The sequence below is a fragment of the Bradyrhizobium sp. genome, from assembly GCF_049691595.1.
Lineage (GTDB): Bacteria > Pseudomonadota > Alphaproteobacteria > Rhizobiales > Xanthobacteraceae > Bradyrhizobium.
Window position 1 is genome coordinate 1 of the sequence record NZ_JBAVNZ010000181.1, and the last position, 15,096, is coordinate 15,096.

The following is a 15,096-nucleotide window of genomic DNA, read 5'->3' on the forward strand; positions in this document are numbered from 1 at the left end:
CCCGCATCGCATCAATCGATGCGATGCGACCTCCCCCGCAAGCGGGAGAGGTGAAGCGAGTCTGCGGGCAAATCACCCGCGTGATTACCGATTACGGTGACCGATTTGCGCATTCGCGGAATAGTGATCTGCATGCAGCGCGCTTTCTCGGCTGCAATGCCTAAATATTTCCTATCTGGAAAGATCCAGAGGGAGCGCCCCGGAAGCAACAGTCGCCAGCGCGAATTCTTGCGCGCAAGGAAGAATGGAGAATCACTATGGCCGGACTCAAGACGCTTGTCGCGACAGCTCTGATATCGGCGATCTCCGCAACATCCGCGCTTGCGCAGGAACCGGCAGCTTTTCAGTCGATGTTTCCAAATCGGGATGTGCTGAATGGAGGGGCGCTAACTCCCGCAGGCCGAATGGCGCTGGAGCAACCTGGTGGCGCTGCGGCGGCAAACAATGCCTATGCGGGAACGGGCGGCGCTGGTGGCTCCGTCCGGGCCCAGCGCTATCGCTCCTACGACCCCGCCACGGATACCTTCCTCGGCGTTGATGGTCGCCGCCATCGAGTTCGGTGAATGCCTGTCGCGAGCTGAACCCCGGGGCGCATTCGCGCGACCCGGTGGCTCGCAATGACGGGCGGAGGCCTTAGCCCGCCGCGGCCGCCGGGATGTCGCGCTGGCGCTTCATGACGATCTTGTTGAGCGCGCCGAGATAGGCTTTTGCCGAGGCCACCAGCGTATCCGGATCGGCGGCCTTCGCGGTCATCGAGCGGCCCTCATGGGCGAGCCGGACCGACACCTCGGCCTGCGCGTCGGTACCCTCGGTGACGGCATGAACCTGGTAGAGCTCGAGCTTGGCCTCGTGCGGCACCAGCAGCTTGATGCAGTTGAACACCGCATCGACCGGACCGTTGCCCTCGGCTTCCTCGATTTTCGTCTGGCCGTCGATGTCGAGCTTCATGGTGGCGCGCTGCGGGCCGTGAGTGCCGGCAATCACGGTGAGCGAGGTCAGCTTGATGCGGTCATGGGCGGCGGCGATCTCCTGATCGACCAGCGCCTCGATGTCCTCGTCATAGATGTCCTTCTTGCGGTCGGCCAGCGCCTTCATCCGCACGAACGCGTCTTCGAGCTGGTTGGCCCCCAGCTTGTATCCCATCTCCTCCAGCTTGTGCACGAAGGCGTGGCGGCCGGAGTGCTTGCCGAGCACCAGCGACGATTGCTTCAGGCCGACCATTTCCGGCCGCATGATCTCGTAGGTCGAGGCGTCCTTCAGCACGCCGTCCTGGTGGATGCCGCTCTCATGGGCGAACGCGTTGCGGCCGACGATCGCCTTGTTGTACTGCACCGGGAACGAGGTCGCCGCCGAAACCAGCTTCGACGCCCGCGTCAATTGCGTGGTGTCGATCCTGTTCCACCACGGAAACTTGTCGTTGCGCACATTGATCGCCATCACGACTTCCTCGAGCGCGGCATTGCCCGCGCGCTCGCCGATGCCGTTGACGGTGCATTCGATCTGCCGCGCGCCGCCGGCGATGCCGGCCAGCGAATTCGCCACCGCCATGCCGAGATCGTTATGGCAATGCACCGAGAACACCGCCTTGTCGGAATTCGGCACCCGCTCGATCAGCGTGCGCATGAAATGGGTGTATTCCTCCGGCACGGTGTAGCCGACGGTGTCGGGGATGTTGACGGTGGTGGCGCCGGCCTTGATCACGGCCTCGACGATGCGGCAGAGGAAATCCATCTCGCTGCGGGTGCCGTCTTCCGCCGACCATTCGACGTCGTCGATCTGGTTGCGGGCGCGGGTGACGTTGGCGATCGAGAGATCCAGCACCTGCTCCGGCGTCATGTTGAGCTTGACGCGCATGTGCAGCGGCGAGGTCGCGATCACGGTGTGGACGCGGCCGCGCCTGGCGAATTTGACCGCCTCGGCGCAGCGGTCGATGTCCTTGGGATGGGCGCGCGACAGGCCGGCGATCACGGCGTTCTTGGCGCGGCGGGCGATCTCGCTGACCGCCTGAAAATCGCCTTCGGAAGTGATCGGGAAGCCGGCCTCGATGACGTCCACGCCCATGTCGTCGAGCATTTCGGCGATATCGAGCTTCTCCTCGAACGTCATGGTGGCGCCCGGGCACTGCTCGCCGTCGCGGAGCGTGGTGTCGAATATGATGACGCGGTCCTTCTCGGACTTGCTGGCGGTTGGCATCTGAAAAATTCCTTTTGGGTGGTGCGCCGTGGTCTGAGCGCTGAAGGGCTTTTGATCTCGCGCGAACCCCTGAGTGCCCAGGCGCAAACCGCCCAGACGGCCCTCAGGGGCCGATAAGAAGCAGAAGCCCGCCGAGACGCAGGGTGGGCAGGGACGCAGCCGGAAGCGCCCGGGCGCGGACGGCGTCAGCCGCCCCTCCCCGAACTCCAACCTTTTCGCTGCGAATCAGCATTGCCAGACCCTTGAGAACGGAATCCTCGGCCAAAACCGTTGACGGTTCGTTGCCGGAACGACGTCTTGAGGTCGTTCTAGACGAGAAATGCGGCCGGCCGCAATGCCAAAAGATGGTCAGACGGGTTGACCTAATTGTCTCACGCAACCGTCGCGGTCCATGGCGTTTGGAGTGCGGCGCCATGGTCATGAGCCGGCATCCGCAAACCTTCACAAAGGCGACATCATTCGATCACCTCGTCTGCGCGGGCAATGAGAGCGGGTGGCACGATAAAGCCCAGCGCCTTCGCGGTAATGAGGTTGATGATGAGCTCAAACTTGGTTGGCTGCATCACGGGCAAGTCAGCCGGCCTGGCGCCTTTGAGGATTTTGTCGACATATCCCACGGCTCCGCGCTGCACTTCCGCGCTGTTTGCGGCGTAGGTCATCAACCCTCCCGTGTTCGCCACTTGCCGGTTACTTGAGAACGACGGCAATCGATGCCTGATCGCGAGATCAAACAGTTCCCTTTGCTGCAGACTTCCCTGAACGATGAGGGCCTCGGCCTTCCTGCTGCCGATCTCGTCGAATACGGCCTCGAACGGCGTCTCCGGCCGCACCATTATTGTATCGACCTCGAGACCAAGCGTGCGCGCCCCCTGCTCAATCTGTTCAAGGAATGGCTTTGCAAGCGGATCGGCCTCGTTGGCCAGAACCGCCACGCGGCGCGCTGACGGCATCACTTCCCTGACCAGCTCGAGGCTTTTGCCCGCAAGCTCCGCGGTCGCCGCGGACATCCCTGTGACGTTTCCGCCCGGTCGCGCGAGGCTCGCCACCAGGCCGGTTCCCACCGGTTCGCCGGCCGGCGCCATCACGACGGGAATGTCGCCGGTCGCCTGCTTTGCGGCTTGAATGGCCGGTGTCAATGAGGCCACGATGATATCGACCTTGAGACCGACCAGTTCGGCAGCCTTCTCCGGGAGAAGGCTGCTGTTGCCTTCGGCCGAACGAACCTCCAGTCGAATGTTCTGGCCGTCGGCGTAACCGGCCTCGCGGAGCGCTTCACGAAAACCCTTCAGAAAGATCTCGGGGTCTGGATTACCGGTAAGCAAGACGCCGATGGTCGGCACCTTTCCGGACTGCGCGCGGGTCGCAAGCGGCCATGCCGCTGCGAGGCTGCCAACGACCGCGAGGAACTCGCGCCGCTTCATTCGATCACCTCGTCGGCACGCGCGAGCAGCGTCGGCGGAATGTCGATGCCGAGCGCCCTGGCGGTCTTGAGATTGATGGCCAGCTCGTACCTGGTCGGTGCCTGAACCGGAAGATCGGCCGGCTTCTCGCCCTTGAGGATGCGATCGACATAGCCCGCTGCGCGCCGATACTGGTCGATCGGATCAGGCCCGTAGGAGAGCAGGCCGCCGCCGGTGGCGAAGTAGCGATAGGAGTAGACCGCGGGCAGTCGGTACCGGGCAGCCAGTGTGATGATCAATTCGCGATGAACCGCCGCCAATCCGCTCGACGTCACGATCAATCCGCTATTCGATCCGCGCGCGAATGCCGTGACGTCGCGCTCGATCTCGCTGGCGTCGCGCACGTCGACCGCACGCAATTCCACTCCCAACGACGGCGCCACCGACTGGATTGAGGCGAACTGGCCGATCCCGCTGGGTATGGTGGGATCGCGAAGCACTGCCGCTCGTGTCACGCCCGGCGCGATCTCCTTGAGCAGCTCAAGCCATTTCCCGCTGATGCCGTATTCGGAGGTGGTGAACCCGGTGGCATTGCCGCCCGGCCGCGCCAAACTCGTAACAAAGCCGGCGGCGACCGGATCAGGGGTCTGGGTGAAGACGATTGGCACGGTGCGGGTCGCGCGCAGCAACGCCCCCACAACCGAGCCACCAGAGGCCAGGATGACGTCCGGCGCGAGCGCGACCAATTCATCCGCGTATCTCTGCGTGGGATCCCTATCCCCCGCGCCCCGGCGATAATCGATTTGCAGATTGCCGCCGTTAGTCCAGCCCAATTGCTGCAGACCCTGCTCGAACGCCGCGATTCGATCTTGCCCTTCCGCATCATCCGCGGCCAGTCCCATGAGGACGCCGACCCGCCGCTTCCGCTCGCCCTGCTGCGCGCGCGCCGCGAATGGCCACGCCGCTGCCAGGCCGGCAATCGCCTTGATGAATTCGCGCCGTTTCATTCGATCACCTCGTTGGCACCAGCGAGGAGGGAGTCGGGGATGGTCAGCCCGAGCGGCGTCTGCGCTCCGCTCCGGCCTGTCATCGCCATGCACGCGAATCCGGGAGCTCCCTTGAGCAGATCGCGCCGCTTCATTGGATTGCACTCGTCAGCGCGGGCGAGCCGTGTGGGTTGAACTGTAAGGCAAAGCTGATGCCACGCCCCATCCAGGAAGGTGATGAACCCGCGTCGCCGTATGGTCCCGACAACCCCTGGAACCGAATGAGTATTCCAACATTTGTGTGTGGGAACAAGAGCCGTGAAGAGCGTTACGTTTAACGACGGGACGGGGACGCAACCGCCACAAACTCCCCTCGTCGCATGTCCGTCCCGGTTCCCAACGGGCGGTATCCTGGCAGCAAGGCAGGTAGCCGGTTCCGTCTATCCCTCAACCGCGGACATCTATTTGGGCTTCAAGTTTTGCCCAAGACCCCGCATATTGCTGCCTGATATTGATCCGGTCGGAGGGCCTTTCTCATGCCAAGGAAGGGGGTCACGGGCCATGACGAGTGGGTGGTGACGCAGGCACTCGCGACGGCATTGGTCGCGCTTGAACAGCTTCCAGAAAAACTCCAGCCGCGTCCCCATATGGACGATCTCAGGAAGCTCTTGACTGCCGGTTGCGCACCCGGAAGTGTCAACCTGCATCTGGCGCAGGCGAAGTGTCGGCTGTTTCCCGGCAGGGATTCTGAGGCGATCTATCGAGAATATGGCCTGGAGGCCGGACGGGACTGAACGCCGGGCAGCGCTGCCATTTTGCTGGCCAACTTCGCAGTATCCCCTTTTCACGCAACGCGGCGAGTTCCTCTCGCGATCGCGCATTTTCCTTTTTGAGTTTCTCCCAGACTCGCCGGGTTATCTTCTGCGGCCGTGGCTTTGGGGGCAGCAGCGCCTGAGCGGCGATGATAACCGCCACGAGCGTACTCGCCCGAAGCAACTGACTCTTCATACAAGCCCCCTTAAAATTCTGGTGCGTTCAAAAACTTTGTTTGTCCTGCCCCGCCCTGTCGGCGTTATGTGGAGCTACCGTGAGCAAAAATAGCCTCCGATTAGCCACGTGGAATATTGCATCAAATGAGGATTTCGAGGCGGTCGCTGCGAAAATTGCGCAGTTGGACATCGATGTATGCGCGATGCAGGAAGTCTCGCTCGATCCGGCGGCCGACCTTTCGACCATGTTTGGTCACGGGCCAGGGCATGCGTCCGGTTATCATTGGTACTTCACGCCAGCCCTTGTGCCGGAGGAATTGGGCGGCGGGAAACGCGCATATTACGGGCTCGCGATGGCATCCAGAATCCCCCTCTATCGCATGGCCGCGTTCCAATTGGGTCCGCAGCATACCGGTTCGGTTGTCAATGCTGAACATGAGCCGCGCATCCTGCAGGTCGCGGCGCTGCCGCTGCAGGGGCCGATATTCATCGGCAACACCCATCTCGCCTCGACCGGGGATTGGTCGTCGTCCGCCGTGCGGCGATCGCAAGCCGAGAAGATTGCCGGCATTCTGCGACCGCTTGCAACGCTGGGGCCGCTGATCCTGTGCGGCGATTTCAATGCAGCACCATCGAGCAGCGATCTTGCGGAGATACGGGAGGCGCTGCCCTGTTTCTATGCGAGCAAGCAGGGCACCTATGTCGGGGCGCCAGACCGGCCGCCGATCGATTTCTTTTGCGCGTCCATCGCACTGGACGCGGATATTTCGGTTTGCCCCGCGGCTGGCCTGTCGGATCACAACATCGTTGTCGCCAATCTTACCGGCATCGGGGGACCATGAAGCCGGGCCGCCTTTGCGTCCGTCGGTCAAAGGCGGCTCAACGACGGTCGAGCCACGTGGCGAATTCGGCCGGCGAGGCGAAGAGCGCGTCGGCATGAGGTGCCAGAATTGCATATGGCGCGGGGCCGGTCAGGACACCAATGGCAATGGCGCCCGCCGCGCGGGCCGCGGCAAGGTCCAGAACCGTATCGCCGACCACGGCCGTTTCGGAAGGCGGCACGCCGACGGCATGCACGAATGCGAGCACCGGTCCGGGGTCCGGCTTGGCGCCGAAGCCGGAATCATATCCGGCAACGAACTCGAGATATTGATCCAGGCCGAGCTTGCGCGCGTGAGCGCGTGCGGTGATTTCGGCGTCATTGGTCATCATTCCGAGCCGATAGCCGCGGGCGGCGAGAAACGTCAGGAGCGCCTTCGGATCGCCGACCGCCGCCAGATGCCGGGTCGTCGCATCGCACAGAAGCCGGTCGATCTCGGCAAAGAACCCGGTGTTCGCAGGCCGCCCAAGCGCCGTGGCCCACAGCGCGCCATAGACGCGGGTCGGCTCGGCGATCAGGGGAGAATCCGGCAGGAAACGCTGCCCGGCTTCGACAAAACGGCTGGCCACCACCAGGCGCTCGTAGGCGGCGCGGTCGCCGCCCGCGAGACGCCGCATCACCGCCTGAACCGCCGGCCCGAAGGTGCGTTGGAAATCGACGAGGGTCCCGTCCTTGTCGAACAGGATCGCGCGGATTGGCCCGACATTGCCGACATGCATGTTCGCGGGCGTGGTCGGACTCTTTCCGGGACCGGCGGAGTCTGGTCGGGATGCTGCGATGGCGGGTGATGGCGCTTTCGGGCGCTCCATGGCCGGTTCACCCGATACACTTTCGGATATAGGGCCGGTTTACATCCCATAGCTCGTCAAGCAACTGGACGGCAGCGGTTGCGGAATTAACGACAGGGTCGATCAGCAGCGCCTGCAACGCCAGCTCCTTCGAAGCATGTACCGCCGCCTCGACGGCCAATTGTTGCACGTTGACCTGAACGGCCATGAGTTTGGCGACGGGATCGGGCAACGGGCCGGGCGAAACCGGATGAATGCCCGCCATGTCTGCCATGACCGGCACTTCCACGGCGGCGCTGGCCGGGAGGTTCGGAATCGCTTTCTGATTATAGACCACGCCCGATTCGATCAGTTGCTTGCGGTGATGCAGGACCGCCGCGATGATGGTGACGGCGCGCTCGCCCGATGGGGTCAGCCACCACGCCGGAATCTCCGCCGTTCCCGAAAGCACGTCGTCGATCAGCCGGTCCAGTTTCGCCCGCTCGCTTTCGTCCCATTCGAAATTGTATCCGCCCTCGCCGGCCTCCCAGCCGAACGCCAGGTATTCGCCGACATGGCCATCGCCGCAGCCCAGCCAATGACCGAAGGCGCGAAACAGATTCCGGGTCAGCGGAGAAACCGACGGATCGTGGACTTTCTCCTTTTCGCGCAACAGCGGATACAGGTCGTCGCCGGTCTCCCGATCACGGATCTGCATCAGGCACTGGAAATGATTGAGACCCGCGCCCCACACCTCGACCCGTTCGGCAGGCAATCCAAGGATGGAGGCGACCTGGTTTCGCGCCAGAAAAATTCCGTGGCACAGACCGATGGTGCGGATCTTGCTGTATTGGCCCAAGGCCAGAACGATGCGGGATTCCGGATTGGAAAAGTTGAGGAACAGCGCCTGCGGGCAGCGCAGCTCCATTTCGCGCACAAAATCGAAAACGACCGGCAAGGTGCGCAGCGTGAAGAACAATCCGCCCGGGCCGCCGTTCTCTCCCAAGGTGTGACGAATGCCGAATTTGCGCGGCACCTCGAAATCGAGCTTCCAGAGCCGGTTCCGATCAATCGCGGTCGAATGGACGACGAACGCCGCGCCGTCGAAGGCAGCCCGCCAATCGGTGGTGCACTCGATCTTCAATCCCGCGCCCGATCTCTCGTTCAGCATTCTTGCAAGGCGCCCGGCGCGCGCGAGCCGGTCGACGTTCCTGCCGACCAGGATCAGGGTGCTGCCGGCCAGATCATGGCTGGAGAACAGGTCCCGGAACATGCTGATGCCGAACGATGCGCTGCTCGCGCCAAGAAAGACGATTTTGGTGACCGCGGTCATGTTCGCTTCCGTGGCGGCACGTTGCTGCGCCGTTCATGTTGGTCCAGCATATACAAGGGCGGGCAAAGCGAAAGCGTGCCGCCATCAGGGTTAGCGCACCTTGCCCCCTACTTCGCCGCCTTTTTCCCTCCGCCCTTCCCTTCCGCCTCGAGCGCCTCCCGCACCTGCTTGAATTCGCTGCGCTCCGCCTTGTCGACTTTCGGGAAATGCAGATCGAGCCTGTCGAGCGCGGCGACGATAGTGGAGCCGATCACCACGCGGGCGAACCATTTGTGGTCGGCCGGCACGACGTGCCAGGGCGCCGTCGCCGTCGAGGTGTGCCGCACGATGTCCTGATAGACGGCCTGGTATCGCGGCCACAGCGCGCGCTCGGCGATATCGCCCATCGAGAACTTCCAGTTCTTCGACGGCTGTTCCAGCCGGTCGAGGAACCGCTTGCGCTGCTCCTCCCTGGAAATATTGAGGAAGAATTTCAGGATCACCGTGCCGTTGCGCGCAAGGTAACGCTCGATCGCGGCGATGTCCTCGAAGCGTTCGCGCCAGATATTCTTGGTGACGAGCCGCGGCGGAATCTTCTCTTTCGCCAGAAATTCCGGATGCACCCGCGTCACCAGGCATTCCTCGTAATAGGAACGGTTGAAGATGCCGATGCGGCCCCGCTCCGGCAGCGCGATCATGCAGCGCCACATGAAATCGTGATCGAGTTCGTGCGAGGTCGGCTGCTTGAACGAATAGACCTCGCAGCCCTGCGGATTGACGCCCTCGAAGATGCTCTTGATCGCGCTGTCCTTGCCCGCGGCATCCATGCCCTGAAAGATCAGGAGCAGCGACCAGCGGTCCTGCGCGTAAAGCCTTTCCTGAAAATCGTTCAACCGTTTCCGATTGGCTTCGAGAATTGCTTGCGCCTTTTCCCTGTCGAGCCCGCCCCTCGCATCGGTTTTGTGCGACTTCAGATGGAACTTGCCCGAGCCGTCGAAACGGAACGGCGCGATGAAGGGTTTTAGCTCGTCGGCGAGCGGTTGCCTTGATTTCTTGCTCATGGCCTCAATGCTGTCTTGCGTGGCGCCTTCAGTCGCCCGATCACGCTACCAAGGATGCCCCTGGGAAGGAAGATGATGAACAGCACCAGCAGGACGCCGTAGACGAGGTTGTCCCATCCGACCGCCCTGGTTCCGAACCCGATGCGCAAAATCTCCGCCAGCATGATGGTGATGATCGCGCCGACGGTCGGTCCGAGCGACACGTAGACGCCGCCGACGATGGCGGCAAACACCATCTGCAGCGACACCGCAATGCCGCTGACGGTGTCGGGAGAGATGAACATCTGGTACTGGCAATAAAGCGCGCCTGCCAGCGCCGTCATCAGCGCGCTGACCAGCGTGATCTTGAGCTTTTCGGCGGTGACGTTGACGCCGGCCGCGGCCGCCGCGTCCTCGTCCTCGGAGATCGCCTCCATGGCGTAGCGGCTCATGCTGCGGTCGACCCAGCGCCAGATCAGCAATCCCAGAACCCAGATGAAGAGCGCGATCAGGTACCACGTCGTCTTGTCGTCGAACTGGAGCGCGAGCAAATGATTGCCGGTGGTGCGGTTCGGCGTATAGCCGAGCGAGCCGCCGGTGTAGTCGCGCGTGGCGGTGATGACCTGCAGCACGATGCCGGACAAGGCCAGGGTCACCAGCACGAAATAATGCCCGGTGATGCGGAAGCGGAAGCAGGGATAGGCCACCACCACGGCAAGCGCGCCCGCCGCCACCATGCTGACGGGGATGCCGATCCATGGCGAGACGCCGAGATGGTTCCACAACAGCGCCGTCACATAGGCGCCGACGCCCATGAAGCCGCCGTGCCCGAGCGACACCAGGCCGAAACGGCCCATGATCGACCACGAGGTATAGGCAAACGACCAGATCAGGATCAGCACCAGGATGTGTAGATGATAGGGGTCGCGATAGACGAAAGGCAGCGCGATTAGCGCCGCCAGCGCGGCCAGCCAGCCGGCTTGCCGCGCCTTCACGAGCGCCTCGCCAACAGGCCGGCGGGCCGGATGAACATCATGACGATGAAAAAGGCGAAGGCGAGCACGTAGCCCCATTCGAGGTCGGAGAACAGGCCGCCCAGCGAGATGATCTCGGCAAACACGAACGCCGCGATGAAGCCGCCGACGAAATTGCCGAGCCCGCCGAGCACGCAGATCAGGAAGGTGATCGGCCCGAACGACAGGCCGACGAAGGGATGCACGTCGTATTGCAGCACCAGGAGACAGGCTGCGAGACCGGCGAGCGCGCCGCCCAGCGCCGAGGTGACGAGGTAGATGCGCCTGGTATCGACGCCCATCAGCGACATGATCTGGCGATCCTGCGCGATGGCGCGGATCGCCGTGCCGGTGAAGGTGCGCGTCATGAACAGATAGACCGTGACCATGCCGATCAGCGCGGCGGCGAACGACAGAAGCCGCGCATAGCTGAAATGCATCTCGCCGAACACCAGCACCGGCAGGCGGATGCCGAGGTTGCGGAAATCGATGCCGAACGCGACGGTGGCAAAACTCTGCAGGATGAAGAGGACGCCGCCGGTGGCGAGCAGCTGGTTGATCGGCGGCGCCGTCAGCAAGGGCGCGATGACGATGGCGTGCAGCGCCGCCCCAAGCGCCGCGACCAGAAGAATGGCGAGCGGCGCCGCCGCCCAGTACGGCACGCCATAGACCTGGACCAGATAATACATGCCATACATGCCGATCATGACCAGTTCGGCGTAGCAGATCCAGGTCACGTCGATGACGCCGAAGATCAGGTTCAGCCCGAGCGCCAGCAGCGCCAGCACGCCGCCGGTGGCGAGCAGCTGGTTGATCGGCGGCGCGGTCAACAGCGGCGCGATGACGATGTAATGCAGCGCCGCCCCGAGGACAGCGACCAGCATGATGGTCAGCGGCGCCGCCGCCCAGTAGGGGAAGTGGAATACCTGCACGAGATAATACATCCCGTACATGCCGATCATGACCAGCTCCGCATAGCAGATCCAGGTCACGTCGATGACGCCGAAGATCAGGTTGAGCCCGAGCGCCAACAGCGCCAGCACCCCGCCGAGCAGGATGCCGTTGATGACGGCCTCGAGCAGATAGACGTCGAAAATATCCAGAAATGCCTGCATCACTCACCTCTCCCGCTTGCGGGGGAGGTCGCATCGCATCGAATGATGCGATGCGAGTGGGGAAACTCGCTCCGCGCGAACGGTGCGAATCGCGGCGGCATCCCCACTCCAGCCCTCCCCCGCAAGCGGGAGAGGGAGCGCAGTTGCTTCGCAGTCGCCAGCCCAACCATCATCCCCTAGACTCCCAGATATGCCTGTTTGATGGTGTCGCTTTCCGCCATCTGCGCCGAGGTGCCGGAGGCGCGGATGCGGCCTGCCTCGAGCAGATAGGCGCGATCGACCACGCGCAGCACCTGCTGCACGTTCTGTTCGACGATCAGCACCGTGAGCCCGCTTGAGCGAATCCGCTTCACCAGTTCGAACACCTGCTGCACCACGACCGGCGCCAGGCCCGCGGACGGCTCGTCGAGCAGCAAGAGTTTCGGGTTCGACATCAGCGCGCGGCCGATCGCGCACATCTGCTGCTCGCCGCCCGACATCGTCCCGGCCATCTGGCCGCGCCGTTCCTTCATGCGGGGAAACAGATCGAACACGAATTCCAGCCGCTCAGTATATCTGGCGCGGGCGCCCGGCATGAACGCGCCCATCTTCAGATTGTCGTCGACGGTCAGCCGCGGAAACAGCCGGCGATTTTCCGGCACGTGGGCAATGCCGAGACTGACGATGCGATGCGCCGGCGTCGCCAGCACATCGGCGCCTTCCATCGTGATCGAGCCTTTGGTCGGCCGGATCAGGCCCGAGATCACCCGCATCAAGGTGGTCTTGCCGGCGCCGTTCGGACCGATCACGCCGACCGCCTCGCCCGCCTTCACCTCCAGGCTGACGCCGAACAGCACCTGAAAGCTGCCATAGCCCGCATCGACCGATTCGAGTTCGAGCATGCCTTAAGCCCCCGCGCGGCGGCGCGCTTCGGCGGCGGCGACCTGGCTCGAATCCGCGTCGGTGCCGAGATAGACCTCGATCACCCGCGGATCGCCCGCCACCTCGGCCGGCAGGCCCTCGGAAATCTTCTCGCCGTGATCGAGCACCATCACGCGATCGACCACGCGCATCAAGACGCCCATGATATGTTCGACCCAGATGATGGTGATGCCGAGCTCGTCGCGGATCTTGCGCAGCATGTCGGCGGCCGCATCCATCTCGGTCTCGTCGAGCCCGCCGAGGCTTTCGTCGGCGAGCAGAAGTTTTGGCCCGGTCGCCAGCGCCTTGGCAAGTTCGAGTTTTTTGAGGCCGGCGGCGCCAAGCCCGTCGACGCTGGCGTGACGGTCGGTCGGCAGGCCGACCATGCCGAGCGCCCGTTCCGCGGCTTGGTCGGCCCCGGCCCGGCTGTGGCTGCCCTGACCGTAGTAACCGGCCAAGGCGACGTTCTCGAAGATGCTGAGCCGGTGAAACGGCCGCGGGATCTGGAAGGTGCGGCCGATGCCGCGGTTGATGATCCGGTGCGGCGCAAGCCCTGCGATTTCCGAACCGGCGAACTCGATCGAGCCCGCCGACGGAGCGAAAGTGCCCGAGAGCATATTGAAGATCGTGCTCTTGCCCGAGCCGTTCGGGCCGATCAGGCCGAGAATTTCGCCCTGCTCGACCTGAAACGACACGTTGTTGACCGCGGTGAAGCCGCCGAAGCGCTTTACCAACCCGCTGACCGTCAGCACCCCAAAAATACTCCGCTAGCCGGCGCCCGACCTACTGGTTGCTGAAGGTGGTGCCTTTCGGCAAAGGCAGCACGGCGTCGCGCTGCGCCTGGCTCTTCGGCCACACCACATAGGACTTGTCGTCGACATACTGGATGACCACCGGGAACGAGCGCTCGTTCTGGCCGGCCATCGGCGTGCCTTCGCCAAAGAATTTGACGCCGAAACCGAGCATGGTGCCGCCCTCGGGAAGGTCGACCTCGAGCGAGGCCTTGCGCAGCGCATCGGGATCGACGCCGCCGTATTTCTTGATCGCGCGCGGCAGCACCTCGGTCAGGAAGACGTAGGTGTTCGATGCCGCCATGCCGACATGGGCCGAGCGGATCGCCACGCCCGGCTTCACCTTGTCGAACTCCTCCCCGACCATCTTGATGACCGGCGGCAGCCTGGCGTCCATGGATTTCTGGTTGGCCAGCCAGATCGAGATCGGGTCGGTGTTGAAGACATAGTTGACATCGCCGCCGAGACCCTCCTTCAGCTTCTCATAGACGCCGTAGCCCGCGCCGTGGCCGACCAGCGCGCCGAATTTCAGCCCCTGCTCGCGCGCCTGGCGCAGCAACAGCGTGATGTCCGGGTTGTAGCCGGTGTGGAAGACCACGTCGGGCCGGGCGCGCTTCAATTTGGTGACGAGCGCGGAGAGATCGGGCGCGGTGGCCGAATAGCCTTCCTTCATGACGATGTTGAAGCCGGCCTTCTTGGCGCCGGCCTCGTTGCCCTTCGACACGTCGACGCCATAGGCGCCATCCTCGTGGATGATGGCGACCCGCAGCTCCTTCGGCTCCTTGCCGAACTTGGCCTGGGCGTTCTGGGCGATGAAATCCATCGTCATCATGCCGAACTGGTCGCCGCTCGCCTGTGGCCGGAACACGTATTTGTAATTCTTGTCCGCCAGCACCGCCGAGGATATGCAGGTGGTGATCCACATGAACTTCTTGAGCTGCTCGACCCGGGCGGCCACCGGCACGCACTGCGCCGAGGAGAAGAAGCCGAGCAGCATATCGACCTTTTCCTGCTCGACCAGGCGAACCGCCTCGTTGATGGCGATATCGGGCTTGCTCTGGGCGTCGGCGTAGACCGCCTCGATCTTGTAACCCTCGACCCCGGTCTTGGCGTACTGGTCGAGCATGATCTTGGCGCCGATGTACTGCAGCTCCGAACCGCCGCCCGCCAGCGGGCCGGTCAGGTCATAGATCACGCCGATCTTGATTTTCTTTTCCTGGGCGTGGGCGGCGACCGCCATGCCCATCGCCGCCACCGCGGCACATAGCCCAACAAGCAGGCGTGCAGCTCTGCGCACCGGCATAAAAACCTCCCTGGAAGATTGTGCACTGCGTTTTGGTCTTATTGGGCCTATCACAGGGGGAGCGCCGACCGATGTCAAGCGCAATAGAATGCGTCCGCCCGGCGCAGGCCGGCTTCGCGCCGACCCGAGCTCGCAACTTAAGGGTTACCTCGACAGATGCGCCTCGACGAATGCCGTGACAAAGCGCGGCATCGCGGCGGTGAGATCGCCCGTCCCGCGCACCAGGTGAATCGCGGTCAGTTCGGGCGATGGCTGGCACGCGAGATTGGTCTCGATCCTAGCGCGCAACGCATCGCCCGGCATATCGACATGCAGGATCTTGATCATGGCGACGGCAGGTCCGGTGAAGATGCAGTGCCAATGCGCGGCGCTGCGATAGTCGGCCGGGGCAAGGCCCGTCTCCTCCT

14 protein-coding genes and 2 pseudogenes are annotated in these 15,096 nt (G+C 63.4%); 3 read left to right on the forward strand and 13 right to left on the reverse strand.

From position 1 onward, the window contains the following. Positions 1-257 precede the first annotated feature (257 nt). Positions 258-563, forward strand: a complete 306-nt coding sequence (locus tag WCE35_RS08260) for a BA14K family protein (RefSeq protein WP_424592859.1) — start codon at positions 258-260, stop codon at positions 561-563. Between the two features lie 70 nt (positions 564-633). Here WCE35_RS08260 and WCE35_RS08265 read toward each other — a convergent pair whose 3' ends face one another. From WCE35_RS08265 to WCE35_RS08280, 4 genes are all read right to left on the reverse strand, one after another. Beyond that, positions 634-2,193, reverse strand: coding sequence for a 2-isopropylmalate synthase (locus tag WCE35_RS08265; protein WP_424592860.1), 1,560 nt, complete (start codon positions 2,191-2,193; stop codon positions 634-636). A gap of 455 nt (positions 2,194-2,648) precedes the next feature. Beyond that, a complete protein-coding gene (locus WCE35_RS08270; RefSeq protein WP_424592861.1) occupies positions 2,649-3,533 on the reverse strand; it encodes an ABC transporter substrate-binding protein in 885 nt (294 codons plus the stop codon). A gap of 77 nt (positions 3,534-3,610) precedes the next feature. Continuing rightward, positions 3,611-4,600 carry an ABC transporter substrate-binding protein gene (locus WCE35_RS08275; RefSeq protein WP_424592862.1) on the reverse strand — a complete coding sequence of 330 codons (990 nt, stop codon included), beginning with the start codon at positions 4,598-4,600 and terminating at the stop codon, positions 3,611-3,613. Continuing rightward, a complete protein-coding gene (locus tag WCE35_RS08280) occupies positions 4,597-4,734 on the reverse strand; it encodes a hypothetical protein (protein ID WP_424592863.1) in 138 nt (45 codons plus the stop codon). The genes WCE35_RS08275 and WCE35_RS08280 overlap by 4 nt, the downstream gene beginning before the upstream one ends. Before the next feature lie 381 nt (positions 4,735-5,115). On the opposite strand from WCE35_RS08280, the gene WCE35_RS08285 reads away from it, so the two are divergent. Together WCE35_RS08285 and WCE35_RS08290 are read left to right on the forward strand one after the other, a co-directional pair. Beyond that, the gene (locus WCE35_RS08285; RefSeq protein ID WP_424592864.1) at positions 5,116-5,373 is read left to right on the forward strand and encodes a hypothetical protein; all 258 of its coding nucleotides are present in this window, start codon (positions 5,116-5,118) and stop codon (positions 5,371-5,373) included. 293 nt (positions 5,374-5,666) lie between these two features. Beyond that, a complete protein-coding gene (locus WCE35_RS08290; RefSeq protein ID WP_424592865.1) occupies positions 5,667-6,410 on the forward strand; it encodes an endonuclease/exonuclease/phosphatase family protein in 744 nt (247 codons plus the stop codon). A gap of 37 nt (positions 6,411-6,447) precedes the next feature. Here WCE35_RS08290 and WCE35_RS08295 read toward each other — a convergent pair whose 3' ends face one another. The 9 genes and pseudogenes from WCE35_RS08295 to WCE35_RS08335 all read right to left on the reverse strand — a co-directional run. Further along, the gene (locus WCE35_RS08295) at positions 6,448-7,257 is read right to left on the reverse strand and encodes an HAD family hydrolase (RefSeq protein ID WP_424592866.1); all 810 of its coding nucleotides are present in this window, start codon (positions 7,255-7,257) and stop codon (positions 6,448-6,450) included. Positions 7,258-7,264: 7 nt separating this feature from the next. Next, complete coding sequence (locus WCE35_RS08300) at positions 7,265-8,548, reverse strand: alpha-glucosidase/alpha-galactosidase (protein ID WP_424592867.1); 1,284 nt, start codon at positions 8,546-8,548, stop codon at positions 7,265-7,267. Between the two features lie 107 nt (positions 8,549-8,655). After that, positions 8,656-9,588, reverse strand: a complete 933-nt coding sequence (locus WCE35_RS08305) for a polyphosphate kinase 2 family protein (RefSeq protein ID WP_424592868.1) — start codon at positions 9,586-9,588, stop codon at positions 8,656-8,658. Next, positions 9,560-10,562: pseudogene (locus WCE35_RS08310) on the reverse strand (branched-chain amino acid ABC transporter permease); the annotation flags it as partial. The gene WCE35_RS08305 and the pseudogene WCE35_RS08310, both read right to left, overlap by 29 nt. Continuing rightward, the gene (locus tag WCE35_RS08315; RefSeq protein WP_424592872.1) at positions 10,559-11,437 is read right to left on the reverse strand and encodes a branched-chain amino acid ABC transporter permease; all 879 of its coding nucleotides are present in this window, start codon (positions 11,435-11,437) and stop codon (positions 10,559-10,561) included. The pseudogene WCE35_RS08310 and the gene WCE35_RS08315, both read right to left, overlap by 4 nt. A 434-nt stretch (positions 11,438-11,871) precedes the next feature. Beyond that, complete coding sequence (locus tag WCE35_RS08320) at positions 11,872-12,576, reverse strand: ABC transporter ATP-binding protein (RefSeq protein ID WP_424592869.1); 705 nt, start codon at positions 12,574-12,576, stop codon at positions 11,872-11,874. Positions 12,577-12,579: 3 nt separating this feature from the next. Then, positions 12,580-13,347, reverse strand: a complete 768-nt coding sequence (locus WCE35_RS08325) for an ABC transporter ATP-binding protein (RefSeq protein WP_424592870.1) — start codon at positions 13,345-13,347, stop codon at positions 12,580-12,582. A 31-nt stretch (positions 13,348-13,378) separates the two neighbouring features. After that, complete coding sequence (locus WCE35_RS08330) at positions 13,379-14,689, reverse strand: ABC transporter substrate-binding protein (RefSeq protein ID WP_424592871.1); 1,311 nt, start codon at positions 14,687-14,689, stop codon at positions 13,379-13,381. Positions 14,690-14,833: 144 nt separating this feature from the next. After that, positions 14,834-15,096, reverse strand: a pseudogene (locus tag WCE35_RS08335) (NUDIX hydrolase); the annotation flags it as partial.